Raw genomic sequence first — 15,422 nt, 5'->3', positions numbered from 1 at the left:
CGCGCCATCATCTCACAGGGCGGCCCAGCCGCCATCCACCGGCAGGTCGACCCCGGTGATCTGGCGTGAGGCGTCGGAGGCGAGGAACAGGCAGGCATTGGCCACGTCCTCGGCCTGGCTGATCCGGCGCAGGGCATATTCGGCGGCGTGCTCGGCGATCGCCTCGTCTTCGGTGATCCCGCGCGCGGCGGCCATGCCCGGCATGACCTTCGTGCGAAAGCGCGGCCCGTCGACCATGCCGGGGGCGACGATGTTGACATTGACGTTGTGCGGGCCCGCCTCGATCGCGGTCGACTTGGTGATCCCGCGCAGGCCCCACTTCGAGGCCGAATAGGCCATCCGCCCGGCGCGGCCGTGCATCCCGAAAGTGCCGCCGACGTTGACGATCTTGCCATAGCGCCGCGCGATCATGCCCGGCAGGACGGCGCGCATCATGTGGAAGCAGCCGGCCATGTTGAGCCGCACGATCTCGTCGAAGGCCTCGGGGCTGGTCTCCCAGGCCGGGATGCCGACCGGGCCGGTGCCCCCCGCGACATTGACCAGCACGTCGATCTGGCCGAGCGCGGCGAGCACGGCGGCGGCGGCTTTCTCGCAATCGGCGGCGTCGGTCACATCGCAGGAAAATACGGAAATGCGATCAGCAAATTCACTGTATTCCTGCTTCAATACTTCAAGAGCATTCAGATCACGGCCAATAACTGCGACGAACGAACCTTCCGAACAGAACGCCTTGGTTATTGCAGGGCCCATTCCTTTGCCCGCACCAGTAATAAGCGTAACTTTTCCGGATAACCCAAGGTCCATAAAATGCCCCGAACGATGAATGAATTATTCTGAATACTTCTGACGATCTCGATTGATTTCTTGACGTCTTGGAAACTTCGTGCTCATGCATAGGCCATGACCCGTTGCCCTAGCTGTGCTAAAACAGCAGCGCATCGGTGCCGAAAACCGAACGGAGACAATCGTGGCTCTGCGCAATCAAAGGATCTGGGCCTACATTGACGAGGTGGCCCGCGCCGGCTCCGTCCGCCAGGCGGCGGAGCGGCTGAACATGACCCCGTCGGCCCTGTTGCGCCGCATCCAGGACGTGGAGCACGACCTGTCTGCCCCGCTGTTCGAGCGGCATTCGCTGGGGGTGCGGCTGACGGCGGCGGGCGAACTGTTCATCCGCTGGATCCGCACCCAGTCGGCCGAACTGGCGCGGGTCTATTCGCAGATCGAGGAACTGGGCGGGCTGCAGCGCGGCGACATCCGCATCGCCTGCAGCCATGCCGTGGCGCGTTCGTTCGTGCTGCGCCACGTGGTCGATTTCCGCAACCGCTACCCCAATCTCAAGTTCAAGATCATGGTCACCGACCATGTCCGCGCGGTCCGCGCGCTGACCGAGTACGAGATCGACCTTGCCCTGATTTTCCGCCCGCTGCGCCATCCCGAGCTGCAGCCGATCCTCTCGGTCGGGCAGGGCCTGCTGGCGATCATGGCGGCCGATCATCCGCTCGCGGCCAAGGCGGTGCTGCGCCTGCGCGAATGCGCGCAGTACGACCTCGCCATGCCCGACATCGCCTTCGGCGGGCGCGAGATCATCGAGAGCCGCCTCGCCAACAGCTCGGTCAAGCCGAACGTGGTGGTCGAGGCCAACAATTTCGACGTGCTGGGCGAGATCGTCGCGGCGAGCGACCTGATCACCTTCCAGATCGATATCGGCGCCGCCATCTGGGAAAACGATCCGCGCTTCGCCGTGCGCCGGATCAGCGACCTCGACCGCACCTATGGCCCGCTGGTTCTGGGCCAGCTCAAGGGCCGCCCGCTGCCGCTCGCCGCCGCCAAGTTCGCCGAACAGCTTGCCGGCGACCTGCACAATTGCCGCACCCTGCCGATGACGGACATGCCGCCGTTCGAGGCGGAGGACGATTACGACGATCGCCCGGTCCCGCTCGAACCGGAAGGCTGAGCAGTTAGGGCCCCTACTCGATCCCGTAGGTAGCGCGCGCCGCCTCGGCGGAAATGAACCCCTCGGCCAGATCGGCGGCCACGGCCTCGCGCTCGCGCGCCAGCGGATCGCCCTGCCCCGCGCCGCCCGGCACGTCGAGCACCAGCCGTTCGCCCGCCGGGATCTCCTGCCGGCCCTTGCCGCGCATTTCGCTGCCCGAGGCGAGGCGGACCACGCCCGCCGAACCGTCGCCGCCGCCATCGCGGCCGCGCGCCGGATGGTCGACCCGCTCGAACATGGCCAGCACCTCGAACGGGCTGCCGTCGCGCATCGCCACCTCGACCCGCTGGCCCAGCCCACCGCGCTGCGCGCCCACGCCGCCACTGTCGGGCAGCAGTTCCTTGCGCCAGATCACGATCGGGGCGCCGTGCTCGGTCACCTCGACCGGCATGGCCCGGACCCCGCTGGGGAAAGCCGTGCCTGAGAGGCCATCCTGCCCCGGCCGCGCGCCCGATCCGCCGGAATTGAAGAAGATCGTATCGAACAGTTCGCCCGGCTGGCCTTGCTGCTCGGCCGGAAGGCGCCCGCGCAGCTGCACGCTCCACAGGCACGAACTGCCCTCGACCGGAACCCGGCCGGGAATGGCCTGCGAGAGGCAGCCGAACACGAGATCGGGCAGCATCTGCCCGACGATGTGGCGCGCCGCCACCGGCCAGGGCCGCTGGACGTTGAGGATCGAGCCTTCGGGTGCGGTCACCTCGAACGGGGCGAGCGCGCCGGCATTGTTGGGCACGTCCGGGCTGATCACGCAGCGCAGGGCGAAGACGGTGTAGGCGCGGCAATAGTTGAGCACCACGTTGATCCCGCGCGGCAGGCAGGGATCGGAGCCGGCATAGTCGACCAGCACCTTCTCGCCGTCGATGGTCAGCGTGGCACGCAGGGTGACCGGGCGATCGTACCCGTCGATGGTCAGGCTGCTGCTCCAGCTGCCCTGCGGCAGGCGCGCGATCTCGGTGCGCGAGGCGGCGAGCGACTGGTCGACGATATAGTCGGCCACGCCCTGCAGGTCGGCCATGGCGAATTCGCCCAGCATGGCCGAAAGGCGGCGTACGGCGGCATTGTTGCTGGTGACATAGGACAGGATGTCGCCCCGCACCTGCAAGGGCGTGCGCACGTTCTGGCAGATGATCTCGAGCAGCGGCTCGTTGAGCTCGCCCGCGCTGGCGAGCTTCATCAGCGGGATCTGGATCCCCTCCTCATAGATCGAGCGGCCGTCCGGCCCCTGCCCCAGCCCGCCGATGTCGACCTGGTGGCAGCAGACCCCGAACAGGCCGACCAGCCTGCCGCCATGGAACGCGGGCGAGACCACGGTCACGTCGTGGAGGTGCCCGGCAGTCAGCCACGGATCGTTGGTGATGAAGTGATCGCCCGCCTGCATGGTGGCGAGCGGAAAGCGGTCGATGAAGTGGCGCACGCCCGCCGCCATCGAATTGACGTGGCCCGGCGTGCCGGTCACGGCCTCGGCGATCAGGCGGCCTTCAAGGTCGAACAGCGCGGCGGAGAGGTCGCCGGCATCGCGCACCGTGGTGGAAAAGGCCGTGCGCATCAGGGTCTGCGCCTGTTCTTCGACGATGGCGATCAGGCGGGTCCAGATGACCTGGCTGCGCAGTTCGGAAAGGGCCTGGCTCATGCTTGAGTCTCCGCAGGGCGGCGGGTGAGAACGAGATAGCGGTTGCCGTCCATCCGCGCATCGAAGCGCGGCGAGACGACCGTGGTGGTTTCCCGCTCGGTGATCAGCGCCGGGCCGCGCACGCCGTCGCCCGGCTCCATCCCCTCGCGCGAGACGACCGCGAAGGGCATGGCCACGCCCGCGTCGGGATCGATCACCTCGCGGAAGGTGTCGGGCTCGATCCAGCGCCCGGCCGGAACGGCGCCGGGCGCGGCGCCCTGCCAGACCGAGGCCGAGACGGCGACGCGGAAGGTGAGCAGCTCCACCGGCAGGTCGAGCGCCTGGTTGCCATATTGCTGGCGATAGGCCGCCTCGAAGCGGGCGCGCAGTTGGCCGACGTCGGCCAGGCCGCCCTCGGGCAGGTCGAAGGGAATCTCGAAGCCCTGCCCCTGATAACGCCCGAGCGCCACGCGCCGTTCGCCCTGCGCCGCGCCGGGCGCGCCCTTGTCGACCAGCGCGCGGGCCTGCTCGGCCATGCCGTCCAGCAGCAGGTTGAGCGCTCCGAGATCGGCACCGTCGACCAGTTGCAGGTGATGGCTGCGCGCCACCTCGTAGCTTACCGGCGCGCGCAGGAAGCCCACGGCCGAGCCGACGCCCGCCCCCGCCGGGATGATCACTTCGTTGATCCCGAGCTTTTCGGCGAACCGCGCGGCATGAAGCGGCGCCGCCCCGCCGAAGGCGATCAGGCTGCGCTCCTCCAGCGTCGTGCCCTGCTCCACCGCATGGACCCGCGCCGCCCCGGCCATGGTCTCGTCAACGATCTCGCTGACCCCCACGGCAAGGGTCTCGGCCTTGCCGTCCCAGATGCCGAGCGCGGAAAGCGCCGCCAGCGAAGCCGCCGGGTTCAGCGTCACCTTGCCGCCGGCAAAGCGGGCGGGCTCGATCCGGCCGAGCACGATGTCGGCATCGGTCACGGTCGGGCGCGTACCGCCCCGGCCATAGGCCGCCGGGCCCGGCTCCGACCCGGCGCTGTGCGGGCCGACGGCGAGCCGCCCGGCCCGGTCGACCGAGGCGATCGAGCCGCCGCCCGCGCCGATTTCCAGCATTTCCACCACGGGAATGCGCAGCGGCAGGCCCGAACCCTTGCGGAAGCGGTGAGCCCGGCCAACCTCGAAGACCTGCGAGGTCTGGGGGCGATAGTCGTCGATCAGGCAGATCTTGGCCGTGGTCCCGCCCACGTCGAGCGCGAGGACCCGCGCCGCGCCGCGCTCGGCCGCCACGGAAGCGGCGAAGATCGCCCCGCCCGCCGGGCCGCTTTCCACCAGCCGCACCGGAAAGCGCGCGGCGATGTCCACCGTGGTCAGCCCGCCGGAGGACAGCATCAGGTAAAGCGGGCAGGCAAAGCCGAGTTCGCCGAGGCGCCCTTCGAGCCGCCGCAGATAGGCATCGACGATCGGCTGGACATAGGCATTGGCCACCGTGGTCGAGAAGCGCTCGTACTCGCGCATTTCCGGCGAGACTTCGCTGGACAGCGAGAGGCTTACACCCGGAATTTCCTCGGCGAGGATTTCCGCCGCGCGCTGCTCGTGCGCCGGATTGGCATAGGCATGGAGGAAAGCGACCGCGACCGAGCGGATGCCCTCGGCCCGGAATGTCGCCGCCGCCGCGCGAACCGCGCCTTCGTCGAGCCCCAGCAGGACCTGCCCGGTCGCGGCCATCCGCTCGGGCACGCCGAGGCGCAGCCGCCGGGGCACCAGCGCCTCGGGCTTTTCCATGGCGATGTCGTACTGGTCGAACCGGCTCTCGGTGCCGAGCGCCAGCACGTCGCGGAAGCCCTCGGTGGTGAGCAGGGCCGTCGCCACGCCGCGCCGTTCGATCAGGGCATTGGTCGCCAGAGTCGTGCCATGCACCACCAGCTCGACATCGGCCGGGGTCAGCCCGGCCTCGGCCAGCAGCAGCTGCACCCCTTCGAGCAGGGCCCGCTCGGGCGCGTCGTAAGTGGTCAGGATCTTGGTCGAATGACGGCCCGTGGCGGTTTCCAGCACGACGTCGGTGAAAGTGCCGCCGATGTCGGCGCCGATCCGCGCGCGGGGCGCGGTCTGGTCAGGAAGATCAGCCATAGATTTCATGCGGGTTCTTGGAGAGGGTTGCATAGAAACGGGCGAGATGATCGGCCACCTTCACCGCCGGATAGGCCGGCGCATCGCCGGCCAGTTCGGGCAGGGGCGCCACCACCACCGAACGGTCGGGATTGGCGAAATAGGGCACGGACAGGCGCTCCTCCCCGGCGCGGTTGCGCACCCGGTGGAGGTTGGAGAGGAACCGGCCGTTGGACCACCACATCATCATGTCGCCGACGTTGATGGTATAGGCGCCTTCGACCGGCGGGGCCTTGATCCAGGCCCCATCGCGGCGCTTGACCTCCAGCCCGCCGACCTCGCCCTGGGCGAGGATCGTGAACGGGCCCTCGTCGGTGTGCGGCACCATGTTGGAAACCTCGTCGTCCGCCCCGGCGGGCAGCAGCGGATAGTAGTTCATCGACAACTGCGAGGCGGGATGGCGGAACCAATCGTCGAAGCGGTGCTCGGGCAGGCCGAGGCCGAGCGCGAAGGCCCGCAGCAATTCGCGCGAGAGGATGACCATCGCCTCGAGATAGGCTTCGCTGGCGCGGCGGAATTCCGGCATGTCGGCGGGAAAGCGGTTGGGCTGGTCGAAGATCGCCGCGTGCTCCATGTCCTCGGGATCGGCAGGCCATTCGTGCTGCATGCGGTATTGCTCGAACAGGCGGGTGTTGCGCGAAAAACCGTCGGCATCGGGGGCGCCGATCCAGCCGCGATACCATTCGGGCGTGGCCGCGCTGCCGGCCCGCTCGGCCTTGGGCCGGGCGAAGAAGGCGCGGGCCGCGGCGAACACGTCGTCGCGCGCCGCCTCGGGCACGCCGTGACCGGTGAGGTAGAAAAAGCCGATCTCCTCGCAGGCCGCGGCGATCGCGTCGGCCACGGCCTGCCGCTCCCCGGCGCTGCCGGACAGGAACGGCGCGAAATCGATCACCGGCACTTCATCGAGCGAAATCGCCCGGGCAGCGGAAACATCGTCGGCGGAACGGCTCATCGATAGGCTCCATCGCAGCGCGGCAGCGGGACATTGCGGGCCCCGCCAGCCGCCTCGAACGACTGGCCGCGACTGGGCGGCCCGTTCGACAGGTCCTATGCCTAAGCCAACACCGGACCTTCGCGCGTTGTTTTTTTGGTACTGCCCCGCTGCCGAAACTTCACCTTGGCGCAACACGGGGTGCAGATTAGTCCGGATGCTGTAGATAGCCGGGAACGGGCGGTGCCCAGCCGCGCGAGCAGCAGGACGACGCGCACGAGATGACGGTCAGCGACGATCACAACGGATCGATCTCCGGCATGACCATCGCCATCACCGGCGGCACGCGCGGGCTCGGGCTCGCGCTGGCCCACGGCCTCGTCGCCGCTGGCGCACGCGTGGCCCTGATCGGGCGAGACGCGGCGGGCGGGCAGGCGGCTGCCGCGGCCGTGGGCGGCAATGCCCGCGCCTATGCCGCCGACGTGACCGACATGGCCGCGCTCACCGCCGCCTTCGCCACCATCGCCGCCGACATGGGCGTGCCCGGCGCCCTGGTCTGCGCGGCGGGCGTCAGTTCGGGCAAGGCGCCGATCTGGGAAAACGGCGAGGCGGCCTATCGCCACTGCTTCGACATCAACGTGCTCGGCGTGATCAACGCGCTCGGCGCCGCGCTCCCCGGCATGGTCGCGCGCGGCTCGGGCCAGGTGGTGGTGATCGGCGGCACCTATGGCCACAAGGGCGTGGCCGGGCAGGGCATCTATGCCGCCTCGAAATGGGCGGTGCGCGGGCTCGTCCGCTCGGCCGCGCTCGATGCCGCGCCGCACGGGATCCGGGTCAACATGGTCTCGCCCGGCGGGATCGATGGCGAGCGCCTGCGCCGCCTGTTCCGCGAATCCGCCGCGCGGAGCGGCGAGGAGCCGGACGCGCCCTACAACCGCTTCGTCGCCAGCACCGCGCTCGGCCGGCTGGTGAGCGAGGAAGACGTCGCCCGCGCCGTGCTCCACCTGCTGGGGCCGGGCGGACGGATGATGACCGGGCAGGACATCGTCGTCGATTCCGGTACGATTATCTGAGGAGTTCGCACGCAATGAAGACCGATCTTTCGCGCTTCGGCCGGGGCACGCAGACCCTGCACGCCGGGCGCGATCCCTCCGCCAATTTCGGGGTGGTCAATCCGCCGGTCTATCACTGCTCGACCGTGCTGTTCGAAAGCGTCGAGGAACTGCTCGAAACCCGGCGCGACCGCGCCTCGGGCGCTTACGAGGGCTTCACTTACGGGCGCGAGGGCACGGCCACGACCCGCGCCTTCGAGGATGCCGTCACCCTGCTCGAAGGCGGCTACCGCGCGGTCACCACCAGCTGCGGCCTCGGCGCGATCTGCGCCTCGCTCACCGCCTTCCTCTCGGCCGGTGACCACCTGCTGATCGTAGACAGCCTCTATGGCCCGGCCCGGGCCTTCTGCGAGGATTTCCTGCGCAAGTTCGGGGTCGAGATCACCTATTACCGCCCATCGGTCGGCGCCGGGATCGAGGCGCTGATCCAGCCCAACACCAAGGTCATCTACCTCGAAAGCCCCGGCTCGCTGACCTTCGAGATGACTGACGTCCCGGCCATCACCAAGATCGCCCGGGCGCGCGGGATCAAGACCGTGTTCGACAACACCTGGGGCAGCCCGGTCAATTTCCGCCCGCTCGAACACGGGGTCGACGTTTCGGTCAACGCCGCCACCAAGTATATCTCGGGCCATTCCGACCTGATGCTCGGCATCGCCGTCTGCACCAAGGAGGCGTTCATCCCGGTCAAGGCCACGGCCTCGGGCAGCGGCTACTGCGGCGGGCCGGACGATGTCTACATGGCCCTGCGCGGCTTGCGCACCCTGCCGCTCAGGATGAAGCAGCACCACCAGTCTGCCCTCACCATCGCCGAATGGCTCCAGGCCCGCCCCGAAGTGGCGCGGGTGATGTATCCGGCCCTGCCCTCCGACCCCGGCCACGCCATCTGGAAGCGCGACTATGACGGCGCCTCGGGCCTGTTCGGGATCGTGCTCAATGCCTGCACCGACAAGCAGTTCGCGGCGATGCTCGATCACATGGACCTGTTCAAGCTCGGCTATTCGTGGGGCGGCTACGAAAGCCTCGTCGTGCCCACCTACCCGTCCGACCTGCGCTCGGCCGTGACATGGGAAGCGCCGGGGCCGTCGATCCGGCTCCATGTCGGCCTCGAAGAGGTTGATGACCTGATCGGCGACCTCGAACGCGGCTTCGCCCGCCTCCACGCCGCTGCCTGAACGCAATTTACGGAGACTTGCCATGACCCTCGTCGCCATCAAGGCCGGCCCTTACCACTTCACCGCCCGGCTCGAGGAAGACCTCGCCCCGGTCACCGCCGCCCGGTTCAAGGCCATGCTGCCTTACGAGGAAAAGGTGATCCACGTCCGCTGGAGCGGCGAGGGCGTGTGGATTCCGATGGGCGACCAGCCCTATGATCTCCCTTGGGAAAACCCCACGCGCCACCCCGCGCCGGGCGAGTTCATCTTCTACCCCGGCGGCTACAGCGAGACCGAGATCCTGCTCGCCTATGGCGGGGTGGCTTTCGCCAGCAAGCTGGGGCCGCTCGCCGGCATCCACTTCATGACCGTGGTCGAAGGCAAGGAAAACCTCGCCGCGCTCGGCAAGAAGACCCTGTGGGAAGGCGCCCAGTCGATCAGCTTCGCGCTCAAGGATTGATCCGATGGCCCGCCCCGCCTTCCTCACCGGCCAGCCCCACGGTCTCCTGATCGGCGGGCAATGGGCCCCGGCCCTGTCCGGCGAGACCATCTCCTCGCACAACCCGGCCACGGGCGAGCACCTCGCCGATTTCGCGCGGGGCGCGGCGGGAGACATTGACCGCGCCGTCGCCGCCGCCCGCGCCGCCTTCGAAAGCGGCCCCTGGCCGCGCTTCTCGCCGTCCGAGCGGCAGGCGCTGCTGCTGCGCCTCGCCGATCTGGTCGCGCGCGAGGCCGAGCAATTCGCCACGCTCGATACGCTCGACATGGGCTCGCCCATTCGCCACACCCGCGGCTCGGTCGCCATGCTGACAGACCTGCTGCGCTACTATGCCGGCATGGCCCGCGGCATCGAAGGCCTCACCGCCGCTCCTTCCATGCCGGACATGTTCGCCTGCACGGTCAAGGAACCGGTCGGCGTCTGCGGCGCCATCATCCCGTGGAACGGCCCGCTCTGGGCCAGCGTGCTCAAGCTCGGCCCGGTTCTGGCGACCGGCTGCACCCTCGTCCTCAAGCCCGCCGAAGATGCCTCGCTCGCCCCGCTCCTGCTCGGCCAGCTGGCGCTCGAGGCGGGAGTTCCGGCCGGCGTGTTCAACGTCGTCACCGGCCTCGGCGCGGAGGCGGGCGCTGCGCTCGCCGCTCATCCGGGGGTGGACAAGCTGGCCTTCACCGGGTCCGACGCCACCGGCCGCGCGATAATGGCGGCGGCGGCCGGCACGCTCAAGCGCCTCAGCCTCGAACTCGGCGGCAAGTCGCCCAACATCGTGTTTGCCGATGCCGACCTTGCCAAGGCGGCGCAGATGGCCGCCATCGCCGCCTTCGCCAATTCCGGGCAGATCTGCAGCGCCGGCACCCGCCTTTTCGTCGAACGCTCCGTGGCCAGCGATTTCGCCGCCGAGGTCGCCCGCCACGCCTCTGCGCTCAAGCTCGGCAACGGCCTCGATCCCGAGATCGACCTCGGTCCCCTCGTCTCGGCCCGCCAGCTGGCGCGGGTCAGCGGCTACATGGACGAGGCCCGAGCCGAGGGCGCGGGCGCGGTCTGCGGCGGCGCGCGGGCGGAGGAGGGCGACCTCGCCAAGGGCTTCTTCTTCCCGCCCACGGTGCTTTCGGGCGCGACCGACCAGATGCGCGCCGTGCGCGAGGAAATCTTCGGCCCGATCCTCGCCGTACTTCCGTTCGACCATGAGGACGAGGTGATCCAGCGCGCCAATGCCACGCCGTTCGGCCTCGGCGCCGGGCTGTGGACCGGCAACGTCGGCCGCGCCCACCGCCTCGCCCGGCGGCTGCGCGCGGGCTCGGTCTGGGTCAATTGCTACAACGCGATCGACCCGGCCATGCCCTCGGGCGGGATCAAGGCCAGCGGACAGGGCCGCGAATATGGCAAGGCCCACCTCGAGGAGCACCTCGAGACCAAGTCGCTGTGGATCGCAACCGATTGATCTGAGACACGCGACATTGCGAGGGACAAAGCCCCGCGGCAATCCAGAGCGGCTCTCTCAGACGCTCACATCCACTTGGCGACGCTGGGCTTCTCGAACACGGCCAGCTTGTCGATCAGCGCATCGGCGTCGGGATCGAGCGCGATCCCCTCGCGGTGCGCGGGAGGCAGGAACTTGCGCGCTATCATCGTGTCGATGAAGCCCATGAAGGCGTCGTAATAACCGTCGACGTTGAGCAGGCCGACTGGCTTGTCGACATCGCCGAGCTGGTTGAGGGTCCAGGCCTCCATGAATTCCTCGGCCGTGCCGATCCCGCCGGGGAGCGCTATGCAGGCATCGGCCAGATCGAGCATCCGCTCCTTGCGCGCGCGCATCCCGTCGGCGATCTCGCTGGCGCTGAGAGTGGGGTGAAGATGCCCCTTCTCGTGCAGCCGCCGGGTGATCACCCCGTGCACCTTCCCGCCACCGGCCAGCGCGGCATCGGCAAGGATGCCCATCAGCCCCTTGTGCGTGCCGCCATAGACGATCCCGATCCCGCGCCGGGCCAGCGCGCCGCCCAGCTCGGCCGCCGCTTCCTTGTAGGCCTCGCCCTCGCCCACGTTGGAGCCGCAGAAGATCGCGATGGTGCGCAGGGTCCGGGCAGGCGTGGCGGTCATGGCTGCGGTCGTTTCCGATAGGAGGATTGGGGAGCCACGGGGTTAGCCCAGCGCCCGCCCCGTGGCAACGACGGGGCCCCGCGCAGGCATGACCCATTCGGCAACGCCGTGCAGCCGAACAGGCAACACACAGGAACCGCGAACAGAGGCACAGTCAGCCCCGCACGGCCCCCGCGCGCCCCAACCTGACAGAGCCCGCCATGACCCCCGAACAGAACGACCTGATCACCCTGTCCAAACCCGGCACCCCGCTGGGCGACCTGCTGCGCCGCTACTGGCAGCCGGTGGCGATCAGCGACGAGCTGGAGGGGGCCCGGCCCCTGAAGGCGGTCAAGCTGCTGGGGCAGGACCTTGTCCTGTTCCGCGACGAGGCGGGCCAGCTCGGGCTGGTCGACCGCGACTGCCCGCATCGCGGCGCCGACCTTGCCTTCGGGCGGCTCGAAGACGGCGGCCTGCGCTGCCCGTTCCACGGCTGGCTGTTCGATGTGAACGGCAAGTGCCTCGAAACCCCGGCCGAGCCCAACCCGGCCTTCTGCAACCGGATCAGGCAGAAGGCTTACCCGGTGCGCGAACGGGGCGGGATGATCTTCGCCTGGCTCGGCCCGGTCGATGAAAACGGCGAACCGCCGGCCCTCCCCGCGCTCGATTGCCTCACGGCGCCCGACAGCCATGTCTTCTCGTTCAAGGGCTATCTCGACTGCAACTGGCTCCAGGCGCTCGAAGTGGGCATGGACCCGGCCCACGCCTCGTTCCTCCACCGCTACTTCGAGGACGCCGAGGCCGACGCCTCCTACGGCAAGCAGTTCCGCGCCCATTCGACCGACAGCGACCTGCCGATGACCAAGGTCCTGCGCGAATACGACTGCCCCGAGATCGCCGTCGCCTCCACCGACAGCGGCCTGCGCATCACCACCCTGCGCCATCTCGACGGCGGCGATACCCACGTGCGGATCACCAATGTCCTGTTCCCGCAGGCCTTCGTGATCCCGCTGTCCTCGACCATGACAATCACCCAGTGGCACGTGCCGATCGACGATCACAGCTGCTACTGGTATGCCATGTTCACCAGCTTCGCCGAGCCGGTGGACAAGCCGCTGATGCGCGAACAGCGCCTCCAGCTCTATACCCTGCCGGACTACATGCCGCGCGTCGGCCGCCACAACGACTGGGGCTTCGACCCGGCCGAGCAGAGAATGCGCACTTTCACCGGCATGGGCGAGGACATCAACGTCCATGACCAGTGGGCAGTCGAAAGCCAGGGCCGGATCCAGGACCGCACCCGCGAGCACCTCGGTACGACCGACAAGGCGATCGTCGCATACCGGGTCATGCTGATCGGCCAGATCAAGCAGCTGCAGAAGGGTGAGAGCCCGCTGGCGCTCGCCGCGGGCGGCGATGCGGCGACGGGCCCGGCCACGATCGACGGCGTGGCCCCGGCCGGCACCTCGCCCGACAGCTACTGGCGCGAAGCGGTCAGCCGCCTGCGCGCCGAAGCCTCGTGGGACGTTCCGGTTCTCGCCCTGTGAGCGCGGCTGGCTTCATCGCCGGGCACGGCCTGTGGAGCGCGGCCCAGGCCGAGGCTGCCGCCGAGCTGCCGCGCCGGCTCGAGGCCGAGGGCATCCATTCGGTCCGCCTCTCCTTCCCCGATCTCCACGGCATCCTGCGCGGCAAGACCGTGATGGCCGCCGCCCTGCCCGGCGCGCTCAAGCACGGCCTGTCGATCACGTCCAGCCTGTGGCTCAAGGACACTTCGCACCGCACCGTGGTCCCGGTCTTCTCCGCCGGGGCCGGGATCGGCCGCGCCGACCTGCAGGGCGCGGGCGATCTCGTCATGGTTCCCGATCCGCTCAGCCTGCGCCTGCTGCCGTGGGCGCCGGGCACGGCATGGATGCTGTGCGACCTGGCCTTTGCCGATGGCACGCCCTTCGTCTGGTCGCCGCGCCGCATCGCCCTTGCCGCCGCCGAGCGGCTGGCCGCGCGCGGGCTCGAATTCGTCAGCGGGCTGGAGGTCGAATTCCACCTCACCCGCATGGTCGATCCGCGCCTCGGCCTTGCCGACGCGGGCCAGCCCGGCACGCCGCCCGATGTCGAACTGCTCCACCAGGGCTATGCCTATCTGACCGAGCAGCGCTACGACACGATCGAGCCGGTGCTCGACATCCTGCGCCGCGATTGCGAGGCGCTCGGCTTGCCGCTGATCTCGATGGAGCTGGAATTCGGGCCGAGCCAGGTCGAATTCGTGTTCGGCCCGCAGAGCGGCCTCGCTTCGGCCGACGACATGACCCTGTTCCGCAATGCCGCCAAGCAGATCGCGCGGCGCCACGGCTATCACGCCAGCTTCATGTGCCGCCCGGCCCTGCCCGAGGCCATGTCGAGCGGCTGGCACCTCCACCAGTCGCTGCGCCGCGCGAATGACGGCACCAATGCCTTCGCCCGTCCCGATGGCCGGCCCGGCCTGTCGGAAACCGGCCGCCACTACCTCGCCGGGCTTCTGGCCGAGGCGGCCGGGGCCATGCCGCTGACCACGCCGACGATCAACGGCTACAAGCGTTACCGCGCCAATTCGCTCGCGCCCGACCGGATCGCCTGGGGCGAGGACAATCGCGGCGCCATGCTCCGCGTCCTCGCCAAAGGCGAGGCGGGCGCCACCCGGATCGAGAACCGCGTCGGCGAACCCGCCGCCAACCCCTATCTCTACCTCGCCTCGCAGATGATCTCCGGCCTCGCCGGGATCGAGGCGGGCCTGACCCCGCCCGAGGCGGTCGACAGCCCCTATACGGCCGAGGCCCCGCGACTGCCTGGCAGCCTCGAGGCCGCGCTCGGCCAACTCGATGCCAGCGCGGTCCTGCGCGCCGGGCTGGGCGACGGGTTCACCGACCATTTCCTGCGGATCAAGCGCGCCGAAGTCGCCCGCTACAACACCGCGGTGACCGACTGGGAACACCGCGAGTACTTCGACCTGTTCTGACCATAGCCCGGGCCAATCGGGTCGCACAGGAAACCCCCGGTCAGCCCTGCTGGCCGGGGGTTTACCTTACCACCGCCGCGCTCAGAGGACCGTCGCGCCGCCGTCGATCACCAGTTCCTGGCCCGTGATGTTCCGCCCGCCGGGGCCGACCAGATACATGACCATGGCCACGATATCCTCGGCCTCGCTCGGCTTGCCCAGCGGAATGCCCATATTGGCCACGTAAGCGCGCAGGGCCTCGTCCTCGCTGATCCCGCCCGCCTCGGCCTGAGCCTTCCAGTTGGCCTTCATCCGCGGAATCGCGATAGGCCCCGGGGCGATGTAGTTGACCGTCACCCCGTCCGGCCCGGCTTCCAGCGCGGCGCTGCGGGTCAGCCCGCGCAGGCCCCACTTCGAGGCGCTGTAGCTCGACCGGCCCGCCCGGCCGCGCATCCCGTGATTGCCGCCGATGTTGACGATCCGCCCGCGCCCCGCGCCGCGCATCACCGGCAGCAGCCGGCTCATCACGATGAACGGCGCGCGCAGGTTCGTGGCCACGGTGCTGTCGAAATCGGCAAGGCTGTACTGCCCGATCGGCGGCGAGAGCGGCCCGGTCGTGCCCGCCGCATTGACCACCACCTCGATCCGCCCGTCGCTCCAGTCCAGCAGCCGGTCCAGCGCCGCCTCGAGCTGATCGGCCTCGCGCACGTCGGCGCCCAGCACCAGCGCACGGCGGCCCATGGCGGCGATCTCTACGGCCAGCTCCTCCAGCGCATCGACCCGCCGGCCGAGCACCGCCACGTCATGGCCCGCCGCGGCAAGAGCCAGCGCGATCTCGCGCCCGGTCCCCGCGCTGGCGCCGGTGACGAAGGCCGCCCCGGCGGTCTCGCCCGCTCTCACGTTTACGTTTGCTGGCACGCTCAC

Annotated in this window: 13 protein-coding genes; 7 read left to right on the top strand and 6 right to left on the bottom strand. The window is 69.4% G+C overall.

The features are described 5' to 3' along the window. Positions 1-12 precede the first annotated feature (12 nt). Complete coding sequence (locus tag H7F51_RS06670; protein WP_185663456.1) at positions 13-804, bottom strand: SDR family NAD(P)-dependent oxidoreductase; 792 nt, start codon at positions 802-804, stop codon at positions 13-15. A 163-nt stretch (positions 805-967) separates the two neighbouring features. Here H7F51_RS06670 and H7F51_RS06665 point away from each other — a divergent pair, with 163 nt between their 5' ends. Beyond that, positions 968-1,954, top strand: a complete 987-nt coding sequence (locus tag H7F51_RS06665; RefSeq protein ID WP_185663455.1) for a LysR substrate-binding domain-containing protein — start codon at positions 968-970, stop codon at positions 1,952-1,954. A gap of 13 nt (positions 1,955-1,967) precedes the next feature. Here the strand turns inward: H7F51_RS06665 and H7F51_RS06660 are convergent, their stop codons facing one another. Genes H7F51_RS06660 through H7F51_RS06650 form a run of 3 tightly spaced genes read right to left on the bottom strand, consistent with a single transcriptional unit; the run spans position 1,968 to position 6,713 of the window. Then, a complete protein-coding gene (locus tag H7F51_RS06660; RefSeq protein WP_185663454.1) occupies positions 1,968-3,623 on the bottom strand; it encodes a hydantoinase B/oxoprolinase family protein in 1,656 nt (551 codons plus the stop codon). Further along, the gene (locus H7F51_RS06655; RefSeq protein WP_221774029.1) at positions 3,620-5,722 is read right to left on the bottom strand and encodes a hydantoinase/oxoprolinase family protein; all 2,103 of its coding nucleotides are present in this window, start codon (positions 5,720-5,722) and stop codon (positions 3,620-3,622) included. The genes H7F51_RS06660 and H7F51_RS06655 overlap by 4 nt, the downstream gene beginning before the upstream one ends. After that, entirely contained in the window at positions 5,715-6,713 is a 999-nt protein-coding gene (locus tag H7F51_RS06650) for an isopenicillin N synthase family dioxygenase (RefSeq protein ID WP_185663452.1), read from the bottom strand. Before H7F51_RS06650 ends, H7F51_RS06655 begins: the two co-directional genes overlap by 8 nt. Positions 6,714-6,973: 260 nt before the next feature. Between H7F51_RS06650 and H7F51_RS06645 the strand changes: the two genes are divergently transcribed. Genes H7F51_RS06645 through H7F51_RS06630 form a run of 4 tightly spaced genes read left to right on the top strand, consistent with a single transcriptional unit; the run spans position 6,974 to position 10,895 of the window. Further along, the gene (locus tag H7F51_RS06645) at positions 6,974-7,765 is read left to right on the top strand and encodes an SDR family NAD(P)-dependent oxidoreductase (RefSeq protein ID WP_185663451.1); all 792 of its coding nucleotides are present in this window, start codon (positions 6,974-6,976) and stop codon (positions 7,763-7,765) included. 14 nt (positions 7,766-7,779) lie between these two features. Beyond that, positions 7,780-8,979 carry a cystathionine beta-lyase gene (gene metC / locus H7F51_RS06640; RefSeq protein ID WP_185663450.1) on the top strand — a complete coding sequence of 400 codons (1,200 nt, stop codon included), beginning with the start codon at positions 7,780-7,782 and terminating at the stop codon, positions 8,977-8,979. 22 nt (positions 8,980-9,001) lie between these two features. Continuing rightward, the gene (locus H7F51_RS06635) at positions 9,002-9,418 is read left to right on the top strand and encodes a DUF3830 family protein (RefSeq protein ID WP_185663449.1); all 417 of its coding nucleotides are present in this window, start codon (positions 9,002-9,004) and stop codon (positions 9,416-9,418) included. 4 nt (positions 9,419-9,422) lie between these two features. Further along, entirely contained in the window at positions 9,423-10,895 is a 1,473-nt protein-coding gene (locus tag H7F51_RS06630; RefSeq protein WP_185663448.1) for an aldehyde dehydrogenase family protein, read from the top strand. 65 nt (positions 10,896-10,960) lie between these two features. Here H7F51_RS06630 and H7F51_RS06625 read toward each other — a convergent pair whose 3' ends face one another. Then, positions 10,961-11,551 carry an LOG family protein gene (locus H7F51_RS06625; RefSeq protein ID WP_185663447.1) on the bottom strand — a complete coding sequence of 197 codons (591 nt, stop codon included), beginning with the start codon at positions 11,549-11,551 and terminating at the stop codon, positions 10,961-10,963. A gap of 200 nt (positions 11,552-11,751) precedes the next feature. On the opposite strand from H7F51_RS06625, the gene H7F51_RS06620 reads away from it, so the two are divergent. Then, complete coding sequence (locus tag H7F51_RS06620) at positions 11,752-13,077, top strand: aromatic ring-hydroxylating dioxygenase subunit alpha (RefSeq protein ID WP_185663446.1); 1,326 nt, start codon at positions 11,752-11,754, stop codon at positions 13,075-13,077. Beyond that, positions 13,074-14,519, top strand: a complete 1,446-nt coding sequence (locus tag H7F51_RS06615; protein WP_185663445.1) for a type I glutamate--ammonia ligase — start codon at positions 13,074-13,076, stop codon at positions 14,517-14,519. Before H7F51_RS06620 ends, H7F51_RS06615 begins: the two co-directional genes overlap by 4 nt. 81 nt (positions 14,520-14,600) lie before the next feature. Here H7F51_RS06615 and H7F51_RS06610 read toward each other — a convergent pair whose 3' ends face one another. Then, complete coding sequence (locus H7F51_RS06610) at positions 14,601-15,422, bottom strand: SDR family NAD(P)-dependent oxidoreductase (protein ID WP_221774028.1); 822 nt, start codon at positions 15,420-15,422, stop codon at positions 14,601-14,603.

Source organism: Novosphingobium flavum (assembly GCF_014230315.1).
GTDB classification, from domain to species: Bacteria; Pseudomonadota; Alphaproteobacteria; order Sphingomonadales; family Sphingomonadaceae; genus Novosphingobium; species Novosphingobium flavum.
Note: the sequence above shows the minus strand (reverse complement) of the source record. Positions and strands in the feature narration are given on the sequence as shown.